The organism is Paenibacillus sp. FSL R10-2778, assembly GCF_038593035.1.
GTDB lineage: Bacteria > Bacillota > Bacilli > Paenibacillales > Paenibacillaceae > Paenibacillus_AQ > Paenibacillus_AQ odorifer.
This window is the reverse complement of record NZ_CP151956.1, coordinates 4,274,972-4,289,891: the sequence shown is the minus strand read 5'-3', so window position 1 is coordinate 4,289,891 and position 14,920 is coordinate 4,274,972. Positions and strand designations below refer to the sequence as shown.

The window sequence follows — 14,920 nt, the reverse complement described above, 5'->3', positions numbered from 1 at the left end:
ACTTACTTTGCCCTAAAAATAGGTTGGGACAGTTGATTCTCTTGTGCCTGATCGGAGAATAATGATAAATTAAGAGGACATACTTCGGTCTTACACCTAAAGGGGGATGATACGTTTGGAAATGGTTCAGGTCGTTTTTTTAACGGTGCTCATGTTTTTTGTACTTGTGACTGTACACGAATGGGGTCACTATTATTTTGCCAAACGCGCCGGTATTCTCGTGAGGGAATTTGCTATCGGTTTCGGTCCGAAACTGTTTTCTTATAAACGGAATGAGACTCAGTTCACTCTTCGCTTACTGCCTTTTGGCGGTTATGCCCGTATGGCTGGTGAAGATCCTGAGATTGTCGAGATTGGTTCTGGACAGACCATTGCGGTAAGGCTCGGACAAGACAATAAAGTTAAAAACATTTATCTGGATGCACTAGACACCCGTAGAAATGTTATCCGTGGTGAGGCGCTGAATACCGATCTCGAGGATAAATTGCAGATTACCTTAGATGTGGACGGAGAAGTTACAACTTATGATGTTCATCCGCAAGCGATGATGATTAAAGGAACGCAACAGACACAAATTGCACCTAAAGATCGTCAATTCGGCAGCAAGACCGTGGGTCAGCGTGCGTTGGCTATTGTTGCGGGTCCTGTGATGAACTTTCTGTTAGCCTTTGTACTCTTCGCCATCCATTTGCAAATGGTCGGTATTCAAGTTGAAAATCCTACTTTTGTTAAGATTGGCGACGTCTCCGAAGGAATGCCTGCGCAAGAAGCAGGACTCCAAAAGGGCGACATCATTGTCTCCATCAATGGTGAGAAGATCGGTGCTGATTACCAAAAAATGATTAGCTTGACCTCGGAGTCCAAAGGGAAAGAAATGAACTGGACGCTGCAGCGGGGAGAGGAAACCCTTAACGTTACGCTAGTTCCTCGTAGTATGGAAGGGCAAGAAGGCGGTAAAATAGGCATCACTCCTGAGCTGCCTACTCGTAAAGCTGGTTTTGGCGAGACGATAACAGGTTCAGGAAAAGCTATGGTCGATACGACAGAAGCTATCTTTTTGGGCTTTAAACAATTGATCAATAAATTCAATATGGATGATATTGGAGGTCCGGTTCGTACGTTTGAAGTAACCGGTCAAATTGCTCAACAAGGTATTCAGTATCTTACATACTGGGCCGCTATTTTGAGTCTATATCTGGGGATATTTAACCTCTTGCCGATTCCGGCACTCGATGGAAGCCGTCTGGCATTCCTAGGTGTAGAGGCACTGCGTGGCAAACCTGTGGATCCGGGTCATGAAGGCATGGTTCACTTTGTAGGTTTTGCACTGCTATTTTTATTAATGATTGCTGTTACGTATAATGATATTTTACGTTTGATCAGCGGCTAATTTTCTTCGGGAGGCATTCCATTACATGGCAAAAGATAAACAATTCGTTACGGAAATCACGCCGCAAAGCGAGGATTTCTCACGCTGGTATATTGATGTTATTAAAAAAGGAGACTTGATGGATTACTCTCCTGTTCGTGGCTGTATTGTATTTAAGCCAGAAGGCTATGAAATATGGGAGCATATTCAGGAGGAAATGAACCGTCGACTCAAGGAAACTGGGCATCGAAACGCTTATTTTCCAGTGTTCATTCCAGAGAGTTTCTTTCAGAAGGAAAAGGATCACATTGAAGGCTTTAATCCAGAGCTGCCATGGGTAACAGAAGCGGGTGGTGACGTACTTGAGGAACGTCTCGCAGTTCGTCCTACTTCAGAGACCATGTTCGGCCACATGTACTCCAAATGGATTCAATCTTATCGTGACCTTCCTGTACTTATCAATCAATGGGCGAACGTGGTTCGTTGGGAGAAACGTACATTGCCATTTATCCGCACTACTGAGTTTCTTTGGCAAGAAGGGCATACCGCGCATGAGAATGAAGCGGAAGCTCGTGAAGAAACTATGCGGATGCTGGATAACTACCGTGATTTTGTCGAGACCTATCTTGCCATTCCGGTTATTACCGGACAAAAGACACCTTCCGAGCGTTTTGCCGGTGCGGTAGATACGTATTCTATTGAAGCGATGATGAAGGATGGACGCGCTGTTCAGGCTGCTACTTCACATTACCTTGGCACCAAGTTTGCCACAGCTTTTGAGATTCAATATTTAAGCCGTGACAATAATTTGGAGTATGTACACACTACTTCATGGGGCTCAACCACTCGCTTGATTGGCTCCTTGATTATGGTACATGGAGATGACCGCGGTCTTGTTCTGCCGCCTAAGGTAGCTCCAACGCAAGTTATTATGATTCCTATCGGACCTCCTAAGACCCGCGAAGCTGTGATTGGGCGGACGGACGAGCTGTTTAAGGAATTGAAGAATGCTGGCGTTCGTGTACGTGTAGATGATCGTTCAGATGTTACCCCAGGCTGGAAGTTTAATGAATATGAAATGCGTGGAGTGCCAGTACGTTTGGAGCTTGGACCACGCGATATGGAGAATGGCGTCTGCGTTCTCGTCTCACGTGTCACTGGTGAGAAGAAGGTTATTCAACAGGAAAACCTCGTAGAAGAGGTTCAAACAATGCTTGAACAGGTTCACAATGAAATGTTCGAACGTGCGCTGAAATTCCGTGAGGACCATTTCTATTCTGTAGATTCCTTGGAGGAAATGAAAGCTTCGATGGACGAAAAACGTGGATTTGCTCTAGCGGGATGGTGTGGTTCCGAAGAATGCGAGTCCAAAGTTAAGGAAGAGACAGGTGCGGGTAGCCGCAATATTCCTTTTGATCCAGCGGAGACTAAGCAAGTCTGCATATGCTGTGGCCAACCAGCCAAGCATACTGTGGTTTTTGCAAAGGCATATTAATCTTTAGGCACCGATCAACAGTCTTGTAGTATTTTAATTTAGCTTCTGGCGAGAGGAGTCGGCGGGCCGTAAGAACCCAATGCTTTTTGAACCCAGAAGCTTTTTAAAATATAAGAATTTATAGGTTTTCACTATAAATTCTTATATTTTTACGAGAAACAGTTGTCGTCTTTAAAAGTCGACTACATCGTTTCTTCTTATCATATTGTACTTTCACTGTATATCATGGATAGTTTTAACTGGGTTATTAAAGGTGGGAGGAAAGCATGGAACAAAACCAGGAGAGAAGAAAAAGGTTCGAGCTCTTGATGAAGCAGGGTGAAATTCCACCTGCAATCATGGACCCCTACTTTTTGGATGGGTATATAGAACGTGTTGAGATCAGTCGTGGCAACCGGGACTGGCAAATCGTTATAGCGAAAGATAGTCTGGTTCCAGCACAGGTATATCGGACATTTTGCCTTAGAATGCGTGAGAAGCTACAGCATATAGCTAAAGTAAGCTTTTTGTTCCTATATGATGAGAAGGTTAGCAGAGCGGAGCTTGTCCAGGAATATTGGGGACTGTTTCTGGAGTGGGTACATCGGGAGATTCCATCGGTAAACGGCTGGCTGACCCGCTCCTCGCAGGAGCTTAAAGAGGATACTTTAATGTTAACGATGAGTGATTCCACTTCGATGGAGTTAGCTCGCAAAAAAAGCATCGATGGAGCAATTATTAAATTTTATGATAAGTATTTCGGTCTCTCCTTAAAGGTTAAATTACTAATGGCGGAGAACGAAAATAATAATGTTGAAGCATTCGAAGAATTTCAGCAAAAGCTTCAGCAAGAACAACGCGAGATCGTTGAGCAGATGATGACTGCTGTGGAAACAGAAGCTCCTGCTGATGATAGCGATCCTAATGAAGTAATTAAGCTTCAAGTGGGGTATGAAATTAAGGAACAGGCCGTGCCGATTCTTGAAATTCAAGATGAAGAGAAGAAAATTACAATTCAGGGTACCATTTTTGGTCTGGATCGTAAGGAGCTTCGCAATGGCAGTACCTTGTTCACTTTCAGTCTGACCGATTTTACGGATTCTCTACAAATGAAGATGTTCGCGAAGACTAAAGATGATCTGAAGGTTATGAGTCAGCTAGCTAATGGCAAATGGGTAAGAGCACGCGGGAAAGTAGAATATGACCGTTTTATGCAGATTCCTGAGCTCGTGATGATCCCTTCGGATTTAACGGAAGTTAAGGCACCGCCTGCGCGTAAAGATACAGCTCCTAAGAAACGGGTGGAATTCCACCTTCACACTACGATGAGTACGATGGATGCGGTCACTCCGATCACTACCTATGTCAAAACAGCTGCCCAGTGGGGGCATCCTGCGATTGCGATTTCTGATCATGGCGGCGTTCAGGCTTTTCCTGATGCAAACCATGCAGCTCATAAGCATAAGATAAAAATGATTTATGGCGTGGAAGCTAATGTTGTAAATGACTCTGTGAATATTGTCGAGAACGCTCAGCCTTTGGACTTGAAGACAGCTACCTATGTAGTGTTTGATATAGAAACCACGGGTTTATCGATTACCCGCAATAATATTACGGAGCTGGCGGCCATTAAAATGTGCGAAGGCAAAGAAGTAGACCGTTATTCTACTTTTGTTAATCCGCATGAGAAAATCCCTTATCATATTCAGCAATTGACCAATATTACGGATGAAATGGTTAAGGATGCTCCTGATCTTGAGCCAGTACTGCGTAAGTTTGTTGAATTTGTGGGTGATAGTATCCTTGTAGCTCATAACGCCAGATTTGATATGGGTTTTATTCAGGCCTCGTTACGTAAAATAGGTGAACCTGTGCTTCCGAATCCATCTCTTGATACGCTTGAGCTCGCGCGGTTACTATATCCAAGCATGAAGAATCACAGGCTGAACACATTAGCCGATAAATATAAAGTTCTTCTGGAAAGCCATCACCGTGCGATTGATGATACCATAGCACTCGGCGGTATATTAACAGGATTGCTCGCAGATGCTGAAAAGATGAAGGGCATGACCCGCCTTGATCGACTAAACGATTATGTGGGTAATGATCTTTCGAACACACGACCGTTCCACTGTAATATTTATGCACTAAATCAAATAGGGAAAAAAAATCTCTATAAGCTCATTTCCATGTCACATACGGAATATTTCAAACGTGTACCTTGTATTCCGAAATCCAAGCTGGAAGAGCATAGAGATGGACTGCTCGTGATTTCGGGTTGTGAACGTGGAGAGTTTTTTGAAGCAGTACTCAACAAAACGACTGAGGAAGCCATGGAGGTTGCTCATTTTTATGATGTGCTGGAGATTCAGCCATTGACCATGTACATGCACTTGGTGGACAAGGGCTTTGTAGCAGGCCCTGATGAGCTTCGCGATGTAGTCCGGAAGGTTTGCGAAATAGGGGAACAGTTGAATAAACCTGTTATCGCAACGGGGAATGTACATTATCTTGAACCCCGGGACAAGCTGTATCGTGATATTACGATTAATGGGATCACGGGCTTTAGTCCGCTTAAAGACCAACGCAAACCGGATGCACACTTCCGCACAACAGATGAAATGCTGTCTGAATTCGAATTTCTTGGTGCTGAAAAAGCGATGGAAGTCGTTGTCACAAATACAGTTGAGCTGGCGGAGCGTTTTGAAGAACTGGAGCTATTTCCAGATAAGCTATTTACACCAATTATTGACGGGGCGGACGAAGAAATTCGCGAGACCTGCTACAATACTGCCAAATCCATTTACGGTGAAGAGCTGCCTGAGGTAGTTATTGCCCGTTTGGAGAAAGAGCTTGCACCGATTATTAAATACGGGTTCTCTGCCAACTATTTGATTTCTGAACGTCTTGTTAAAAAGTCAAATCAGGATGGGTATCTCGTAGGCTCGCGGGGTTCCGTAGGTTCTTCTGTAGTAGCTACATTTCTTGGGATTTCAGAAGTAAATCCTTTGCCTGCGCATTATATTTGCCTAAACCCCGAGTGTCGCCATAATGAATGGTTCCTGGACGGTAGTGTGCGGAGCGGATTCGATTTACCAGATAAAGTCTGCCCGGATTGCGGTCAGAAGCTCAAAGGTGAAGGCCAGGATATTCCGTTCGAGACCTTCCTTGGATTTAAAGGGGATAAAGTCCCCGATATCGACTTGAACTTCTCAGGGGAATATCAGCCGAATGCACATAACTTTACCAAAGAAATGTTTGGTGAGAAAAATGTATTCCGTGCCGGAACGATTGGTACCGTAGCTGAGAAGACAGCCTTCGGATTTGCAAAAAAATACGAAGAACTGCACCAGAAACGTTGGCGTGGAGCTGAAGTTGGCCGTCTGGCGGCTGGCTGTACAGGCGTTAAACGTAGTACGGGACAGCATCCGGGTGGTATAGTCGTTGTTCCAGACTATATGGAGGTAGAAGATATTACGCCAGTACAATTCCCGGCGGATGATGTCAATGCTGAATGGAAGACCACACACTTTGATTATCACGCTTTTGACGCGAATTTGCTGAAGCTTGATATTCTGGGTCATGATGATCCGACGATGATGCGGATGCTTCAGGATTTGACAGGTGTTGATCCAACTTCTATCCCGATGAATGATCCGAAAGTAATGAGCATGTTTAACTCTACAGATGCACTTGGAGTAAGACCTGACGAAATCAGATCACCGGTTGCGACCTATGGTGTGCCCGAAATGGGTACCAAGTTCGTACGTCAAATGCTTATTGAGTCGAAGCCGTCCAGCTTTGCTGACTTACTGCAAATATCAGGTTTGTCTCATGGTACTGGAGTTTGGCTTGGTAACGCTCAAGAGCTTATAAAGAATAACACTTGTAACATTAAGACCGTTATCGGTTGTCGTGATGACATCATGCTCTTCTTAATTTATAAAGCGGGAATGGATGCGAGCTTAGCCTTTAAAATTACCGAGAGTGTTCGTAAAGGTAAAGGTTTGTCTGACGAATGGATCGAGGAAATGAAAAAGTGCAAGGTCCCACAATGGTATATTGATTCTTGTCTAAAGATTCAATACATGTTCCCGAAGGCGCATGCTGCTGCATACGTAATTTCTGCAGTACGTACCGCCTACTTCAAGCTGTATCATCCTATTGAATATTATGCGACTTATTTCTCTGTACGTGCAGCAGATTTTGATATTGAATTGTGCTGTAAGGGGTATGAAGCCATCAGCCGTCAGATCGTAGAAATTGAGCAAAAAGGATTTCAAGCTTTGCCTAAGGAAAAGGCTATGTTGCCTGTCCTTGAGATGGCTTTGGAGATGACGGCACGTGGGTTTACATTCAAAAACATTGATCTTTACCGTTCAGAAGCGAATAAGTTTATTGTTGATGACAAGAGTTTGATTCCTCCGTTTTCTGCTTTAGCGGGAATTGGTGAGAATGCTGCTATCAACATAGCTGCTGCGAAAGATGCTGGCGAGTTCCTGTCTATTGAAGATTTCCAGCAGAAATCAAAGGCAAGTAAGACGGTTATTGAGCTGCTGACCGGCATGGGCTGCTTCCGCGGCTTACCGGAAAGCAATCAACTTTCCCTATTTTAAAGGCTTTAACAACACTTATTTCATGGCTAGAAAAGAGTGCTCCAAAGGGGGAGTCAAGGGCTAGCACTTGTCAGTCCAGTTTCCCTATGGTATAATTTCTTTGGTAATAATGAGATAAGTCCGTTGTGTAAAGAGTGGGGAAACCCACTCTTTATCTTTGGTATATAGCAAAAGACAAGTTCGTGGAGGTAATTTTCTTTTGAGCACACCCAAATCTAAAATTAAACAAACGGTAGAGCAGATGCTCGGGCCCTATCTCGACGACAATGGTTTCGAACTGGTGGACGTTGAATACGTGAAGGAAGGCTCCAATTGGTTTCTGCGTATATTCGTAGATAAAGAAGGCGGCATTGATATTGATGACTGCGGGATCATTAGCGAATATTTCAGTCAGAAGTTAGATGAGAATGATCCTATTCCTGAGGCATATTTCCTTGAGGTTTCCTCGCCGGGAGCAGAGCGTCCTCTCAAAAAAGCTTCGGATGTAGCTAAAGCGGTAGGTAAGGACGTGTATGTGACTGTTTATGAGCCGATTCAAGGACTCAAAGAATTTGAAGGTCGTTTGCTCTCGTTCGAGAACGAGGAACTGCTCATCTCCGCGGGCAAAAAAGAACATGTAGTACCGTACGCCAAGGTCGCAAGTGCGAGATTGGCCATTATTTTTTAACGTCTTGAAAGGGGGGCCGGAAATTCATGAGTATGGAGTTTATTGAAGCAATGAATGAGCTGGAGAGGGAGAGAGGCATCAGTAAAGATGTGCTGTTTGAAGCGATTGAAGCGGCGCTGATCTCTAGTTATAAACGTAATTTCAATGCAGCACAGAACGTGCGTGTTGACATGAATCGCAATACAGGTGTCATTAAAGTGTTTGCCCGCAAGTTAATTGTTGAGGAGGTCCTGGATACAAGGACTGAAATCTCGTTGCCGGCAGCCAGAGAAATTAACCCGCATTTCCAGCTGGAAGATATCGCTGAGCTTGAAGTGACACCGCGTGATTTTGGACGTATTGCCGCACAGACTGCTAAGCAGGTTGTAACTCAACGAATTCGCGAGGCAGAGCGTGGACTTATCTATAATGCTTTTATCGACAAAGAAGATGATATCGTTACTGGACTAGTTCAACGTCAAGATATGCGGAACATTTACATTGATCTTGGTAAAATCGAAGCGGTTCTTCCGCTTAGCGAATTGATGCCAGGTGAAAAGTTCAAACAAAGCGAACGCATCAAGGCTTATATCACAAAAGTTGAGAATACAACAAAAGGTCCGCAGATTATGCTCTCCCGCAGTCATCCTGGATTACTGAAGCGTCTGTTCGAGCTTGAAGTTCCTGAAATATTTGACGGTGTAGTTGAGATTCGTTCTGTAGCCCGTGAAGCTGGCTTCCGCTCGAAGATTGCTGTGTATTCCCGCAATCCAGAAGTAGATCCCGTTGGTTCTTGCGTAGGTCCAAGAGGCACACGCGTTCAGACCATCGTTACTGAGCTTCGCGGTGAGAAGATCGATATCGTCCGTTATTCTGATCTGGTGCAGGAATATGTTGCGAATGCACTTAGCCCTTCAAAGGTTCTTGAAGTTCAAGTCTTTGAAACGGAGAAGATGGCGAGAGTTATCGTTCCTGACTATCAATTGTCACTGGCTATCGGTATTAAAGGGCAAAATGCACGTCTTGCCGCTAAACTTACCGGCTGGAAGATTGATATCAAGAGTGAAACTCAAGCGGAGCAGGAATACGGCAGACCGAAATCTTCTATTGATGAAATGCATCAGGATTCCGTCTCCATAGATTAATTAACCTGCTTGACGGGAGGCGTTTGTAATGAAACAAAAAAAGGTGCCGCTGCGTAAATGCGTTGCTACCCAAGAGATGATGCCTAAAAAAGAGCTGATTCGTGTGGTAAGAACGCCTGAAGGTGAAGTGCTGATTGATCTGACGGGCAAGAAGTCAGGCCGTGGTGCTTACATATGCGGCAAGCTTGAATGCTTTCAGCTGGCACAAAAGAACAAAGCACTTGACCGTGCATTGAAATGTCAAGTGAGTCCTGAAATCTACGCCCAGCTAGCCCGGGAGTTTACTTCCGTGGAAGAGCAGTTTCTAGCAGCAAAGGATAGTGAGGATAATGAGTAAGGCGCTTTCTTATTTAGGGCTTGCCATGAGAGCAGGCAAGATAGTCACCGGTGACGAGGCTGTACTCAAAGCTGTACGGTCTTCAGAGGCGAAGCTGGTCGTTCTGGCAGGTGACGCTTCAGATAATACCCAAAAAAAGTTCCGTGATAAATGCGGAACTTACGATATTCCACTAGTAATCGCATTTCACCGGGATGAACTCGGTGCAAGTATTGGTAAAGACCAGCGCGTAGTACTGGCCATTACGGATAAAGGATTCGCGGAAATGATCTCCAAGCAACTCGGAGATACTGTCGGAGGTGGATTTATTGACTAAAGAAGAGAACAAAGATAAATTGCGCGTGTACGAATACGCCAAGTCACTAAACATGAGCAGTAAAGAAATTATTACTATTCTGAAGCGTTTGAATGTCCCTGTGAATAATCATATGAGTGTCATGGAGAATGGATCCGTGAACAAAGTTGAACAGTTCTTTAAGGATATCAAATCAAATGCTGCAGCCAAGCGGGATACCGGCACCAGCAGCCGGCCGGTAACAACCGGTGCGGTAACAGCCGAACCTCAAAGTGCTCAGAATGCCAACAAAAATCAACAGGAAAAGCAGGTAGGTATGAACAGTAACCAAAACAACAACCAATCGACGACGTCCCCAAGGCCCCAAAGCGGACAAGATTCCCGCAGAACACAAACAGGTTCAACGCAGAATGCACGTCCGCAACAAAGCGGTGCTCCACGTACTAACAGTACTAACAGTACTAGCAGTACTAGTAGCAGCCGCCCGCAAGGCAGCAGTACTGGCGGCAATCGCCCACAAGGTAGCAATACCGGTGGCAGCCGTCCGCAAAGCAGTAATACTGGCGGCAACCGTCCACAAGGTAGCAATACCGGTGGCAGCCGTCCGCAAGGCAGCAATACTGGTGGTAGCCGCCCACAAGGCAGCAACACTGGTGGAAGCCGTCCACAAGGCAGCAATACAAGTGGCAGCCGTCCGCAAGGACAAAGCAGTGCACCACGCACTGACAGCCGTCCACAAGGTCAATCTGGCACAGGCGGAGGTTTCACACGCGGTGATGACAGAGGTCCTAAAAAGAACACAACTGGTGGCAGACCGAATAATAATCAAAGACGTTTCGATGATGGTAAAGGTGGTAACTACCGCGGTCGTGGTGGTAAGAATGGCCGTGGCAAGAACCAGCCAATGGTACACCGCGAGAAGATCGATAACACACCTAAGAAAATCATCGTTCGTGGCAGCATGACCGTTGGTGAAACAGCGAAATTGCTTCACAAGGATGCTTCTGAAGTAATCAAAAAGCTGATTTCGATGGGTGTTATGGCTACCATCAACCAAGAACTTGATATCGACACCATTTTGCTACTCGCTGCTGAATTTGGCGTAGAAGTAGAAGTGAAGATTCCTGTTGACGAGGACAGCTTCGAAACAGTGGAAGAGAATGACAATGAAGAGGATCTTCAGACTCGTCCTCCAGTAGTTACTATTATGGGTCACGTTGACCATGGTAAAACTACACTACTTGATGCTATTCGTTCGACCAATGTGACGCTAGGCGAAGCCGGCGGAATCACTCAGCACATCGGTGCTTATCAAGTCGAAATCAACCAAAAGAAAATCACGTTCCTTGATACACCTGGTCACGAAGCATTTACTGCTATGCGTGCTCGTGGTGCACAGGTTACGGATATGACAATTATCGTAGTAGCTGCTGATGACGGTGTTATGCCTCAGACCGTTGAAGCTATTGCACACGCTAAGGCTGCTGGACTTCCGATTATTGTCGCTGTTAATAAAATCGACAAACCGGGTGCAGATCCTGATAAGGTGAAGCAAGAGCTTACAAGTTATGAACTTGTTCCTGAAGAGTGGGGCGGAGATACCATCTTCGTTAACCTCTCTGCGAAACAACGTATTAACTTGGAAGAACTGCTGGAAATGATCCTGCTCGTAGCTGAAGTTAATGAGTACAAAGCGAACCCTGACAAACGGGCACGCGGTACTGTTATAGAAGCTGAGCTTGATAAATCCCGTGGACCAGTTGCTCGTATACTCGTTCAGAACGGTACGTTGAAAGTCGGCGATGCCTTTGTAGCAGGTAACTGCTTCGGACGTGTACGTGCGATGGTCAATGATAAAGGTCGTAAGATCAAAGAAGCTGGACCATCTACTCCAGTAGAAATTACTGGTTTGACTGAGGTGCCACAAGCTGGCGATCCGTTTATGGCTTTCGAAGATGAGCGTAAAGCGCGTGCGATTGCTGATAGACGTTCTACTTCCCAACGTCAATCTGAGCTGAATACGAACACCCGTGTAACTTTGGATGATCTGTTCCAGCACATTAAAGATGGCGAGATCAAAGACCTTAACGTGATTATCAAAGCTGACGTACAAGGTTCAGTCGAGGCGCTTAAAGGATCCTTGGCTAAGATCGAAGTGGAAGGCGTACGCGTGAAGATCATTCACAGCGGTGCTGGTGCGATTACTGAATCCGATATTACGCTTGCAGCAGCATCGAATGCTATCGTTATCGGCTTTAATGTTCGTCCAGACGCACAGACCAAAGCAGCTGCTGAGCAAGAAAAAGTAGATGTTCGTCTGCACAACATTATCTACAACGTAATTGAAGAAATCGAAAGTGCCATGAAAGGTATGCTCGATCCTATCTATAAAGAGAATGTTATCGGTCACGCCGAAGTTCGCAGCGTGTTCAAAATCAGCAAAGTGGGTACCATTGCAGGATGTATGGTTACTTCCGGTAAAATTACCCGTAATGCTGAAATGCGCTTGATCCGTAGCGGAATCGTAGTGTTCACAGGTAAGGTTGATACTTTGAAACGTTTCAAAGATGATGCCAAAGAAGTGGCGCAAGGTTATGAATGTGGCATAACTTTGGAACGCTATAATGACGTCCAAGAGGGCGACATTATCGAAGCGTTTCTTATGGAAACTGTAGAGCGCTAAGCGAAGAGGTGAATATAGATGTCTAAAATTAGAGCAGGACGAGTGGGCGAGCAGATCAAGAAAGAGCTTAGTCAACTTATCCAAAGCGGTCTGAAAGACCCTCGAATCGGTTTTGTAACTGTAACTGGCGTAGACGTGACTAACGATCTATCGCAAGCTAAGGTATACCTAAGCGTGTTCGGGGATGAAGAGCAGAAGTCAGACTCGCTTAAAGCGATTGAGAAAGCCAATGGTTTTCTTCGCTCAGAGCTTGGCAAGGCCATTCGCCTTCGGCATACACCGGAGCTGATCTTCAAGATCGACGAATCTGTCGCTTATGGCAGTCATATTGAGAAGCTTCTTGGAGAGCTTCATAAGAACGATTAGAAATAAGTGATTAAAGTGGGGTTCAAAATAGCGTTATGCTATTTTGAACAACCTTTAAAAAGGAGACGGCGAATGCAGAGCTATGAACAAAGTCTCCAGCAGACCCGTGAGTTTCTGCTGGAACACGACGATTACCTTGTAGTGTCGCATGTTCAGCCGGACGGAGATGCAGTCAGCTCCACCCTTGCGGTGGGCTGGCTTCTCTCATGTCTGGGCAAAAAATACACTATGCTGAATGAAGGACCAATCCCGAAGCGAATGGAATACCTATGGCATTCGGATGAAATCATCAATATGGCCTCTAGTGAACCGCCCCGTCAATACAGCAACGTCATCTGTGTGGATTGTGCGGATTTTCAGCGAGTAGGGCTCACAAATCGCTATTTTGCGAATGAGGCTCTTATCCTGAATATTGATCACCATCCAACAAATAACGGTTATGGATTCGTTAATTTAATCAAACCGGATGCAGCTGCGACAGCGGAAATTTTGTTCGACCTGCTGAAGACATTCGAGATCGAATGGGATATTGATATCGCCACAGCTATATATACGGGTCTGTTAACAGATACCGGTGGTTTTCGTTATACCAACACATCACCAAAAGTAATGGCAGCTGTATCTGAGCTATTATCCCTTGGAGTTAACGGTCCTGAACTCGCTGAGACATTGCTTGAAGAAATGACGCTGCCACAGGTTAAAATATTAAATAAAGCCTTAAATACGCTGGAATTATCTCCTGAAGGAGATATTGCCTGGCTATATGTTACACCCGAGCATATGATCGAATGTGCTGCTGCTAATGAAGATTTGGAAGGAATCGTGAACTACCCTCGTAATATTCGGGGCGTGGAAGTAGGCATTCTTTTTAAAGTTATTCACGAACATGCGGTCAAGGTTAGCCTACGTTCTGCCGGTAAAGTAGACGTGGCTGCATTGGCGCAAACGTTTGGAGGCGGCGGTCATACCCGTGCTGCAGGTGCGCGTATAGAAGCTACGCTTGAAGAGGCAATAGCTCAGGTGCTTGAGGAGGTAAGACGTCATTTATGAGTGAACTAGAAGGTGTTCTGGCGGTTTATAAACCGGCAGGCTTCACTTCACATGATGTTGTAGCCAAGGCACGTCGTATTCTCGGCATGAAACGGATTGGTCATACGGGGACACTAGATCCCCAAGTGACTGGTGTATTGCCGCTTTGTCTGGGACGTGCGACTCGCGTTGTGGAGTATATTCAGGAGCTGCCCAAAGAATATGTGGCAACACTGAGACTGGGGATGTCCAGTGATACTGAAGACTTAACTGGAACCATTACGGAAACTGTAGATGAGGTTCATGTAACTGCGGAAGAGATTCTTGCAGTGCTTGCCTCTTTCAAAGGCGTAATTTCTCAGGTTCCTCCCATGTACTCTGCGGTGAAAGTGGACGGCAAACGTCTTTATGAATTGGCTAGAGAAGGCAAAACCGTTGAACGGAAAAGTCGTGAAGTAGAGATTTATGAAATCGAAATGACGGATATGACTTGGGAAGGTAATCATCCCGACATCACTTTCCGGGTATTATGCTCCAAAGGCACGTATATTCGTACACTTTGTGTTGATATCGGTCGTGCGCTTGGGCTGCCGGGTGTAATGGTGAAGCTGGAGAGAACAATGTCGGCAGGAATTTCTGCCAGCCATTGTTTATCCCTTGAGGATATTGCCGCGCACAAGGAAGCCGGAACATTGGAAGATCATTTAATCGCTGCTGATGAGGCAATTTCGCATTTGCCTAAGCATACCGTTATGGATGAGAAGAAGAAGGCAGCACTGCAGGGTCAACGTTTGTCTTCGCGGTTCATTGCTCCAGAAGTGAAGACAGCAGGTCAAATTCGGCTATACGATCTTCAGGGATTGTTTCTTGGCATTTATGAGCTGGAAGAGACAGGTGCTATTGCCCCAGTAAAAGTGTTTGCACAAGCTTAAATCAATTTTACCAAGTGAATTGTAGGTG

At 45.3% G+C, this 14,920-nt stretch carries 11 protein-coding genes; all 11 read left to right on the top strand.

What is annotated here, in order from left to right:
• The first annotated feature begins 115 nt into the window (after positions 1–115).
• Positions 116–1,390, top strand: a complete 1,275-nt coding sequence (rseP, locus tag NST40_RS19290) for an RIP metalloprotease RseP (protein ID WP_076127839.1) — start codon at positions 116–118, stop codon at positions 1,388–1,390.
• Between the two features lie 25 nt (positions 1,391–1,415).
• On the top strand, positions 1,416–2,864 hold the full coding sequence (gene proS / locus NST40_RS19285) for a proline--tRNA ligase (RefSeq protein WP_036688477.1): 1,449 nt from the start codon (positions 1,416–1,418) through the stop codon (positions 2,862–2,864).
• 266 nt (positions 2,865–3,130) lie between these two features.
• A complete protein-coding gene (locus NST40_RS19280) occupies positions 3,131–7,459 on the top strand; it encodes a PolC-type DNA polymerase III (protein ID WP_076127841.1) in 4,329 nt (1,442 codons plus the stop codon).
• A gap of 199 nt (positions 7,460–7,658) precedes the next feature.
• Positions 7,659–8,126: a ribosome maturation factor RimP gene (gene rimP, locus NST40_RS19275; protein ID WP_076182620.1), complete on the top strand. Its 468-nt coding sequence runs from the start codon at positions 7,659–7,661 to the stop codon at positions 8,124–8,126.
• 26 nt (positions 8,127–8,152) lie between these two features.
• On the top strand, positions 8,153–9,250 hold the full coding sequence (gene nusA / locus NST40_RS19270) for a transcription termination factor NusA (RefSeq protein ID WP_076182615.1): 1,098 nt from the start codon (positions 8,153–8,155) through the stop codon (positions 9,248–9,250).
• A 28-nt stretch (positions 9,251–9,278) separates the two neighbouring features.
• The gene (locus tag NST40_RS19265; RefSeq protein ID WP_036688467.1) at positions 9,279–9,587 is read left to right on the top strand and encodes a YlxR family protein; all 309 of its coding nucleotides are present in this window, start codon (positions 9,279–9,281) and stop codon (positions 9,585–9,587) included.
• A complete protein-coding gene (locus tag NST40_RS19260) occupies positions 9,580–9,903 on the top strand; it encodes a YlxQ family RNA-binding protein (RefSeq protein WP_036688466.1) in 324 nt (107 codons plus the stop codon). Before NST40_RS19265 ends, NST40_RS19260 begins: the two co-directional genes overlap by 8 nt.
• A complete protein-coding gene (infB, locus tag NST40_RS19255) occupies positions 9,896–12,565 on the top strand; it encodes a translation initiation factor IF-2 (protein WP_340393946.1) in 2,670 nt (889 codons plus the stop codon). The genes NST40_RS19260 and infB overlap by 8 nt, the downstream gene beginning before the upstream one ends.
• A gap of 18 nt (positions 12,566–12,583) precedes the next feature.
• Positions 12,584–12,931 (top strand): 30S ribosome-binding factor RbfA, encoded by a 348-nt coding sequence (rbfA, locus tag NST40_RS19250; protein ID WP_076136417.1) that lies wholly within the window; start codon positions 12,584–12,586, stop codon positions 12,929–12,931.
• A 72-nt stretch (positions 12,932–13,003) separates the two neighbouring features.
• Positions 13,004–13,981 carry a bifunctional oligoribonuclease/PAP phosphatase NrnA gene (locus tag NST40_RS19245; RefSeq protein WP_076106341.1) on the top strand — a complete coding sequence of 326 codons (978 nt, stop codon included), beginning with the start codon at positions 13,004–13,006 and terminating at the stop codon, positions 13,979–13,981.
• Complete coding sequence (gene truB, locus NST40_RS19240) at positions 13,978–14,892, top strand: tRNA pseudouridine(55) synthase TruB (RefSeq protein ID WP_342409907.1); 915 nt, start codon at positions 13,978–13,980, stop codon at positions 14,890–14,892. The genes NST40_RS19245 and truB overlap by 4 nt, the downstream gene beginning before the upstream one ends.
• The last annotated feature ends 28 nt before the right edge of the window (positions 14,893–14,920 follow it).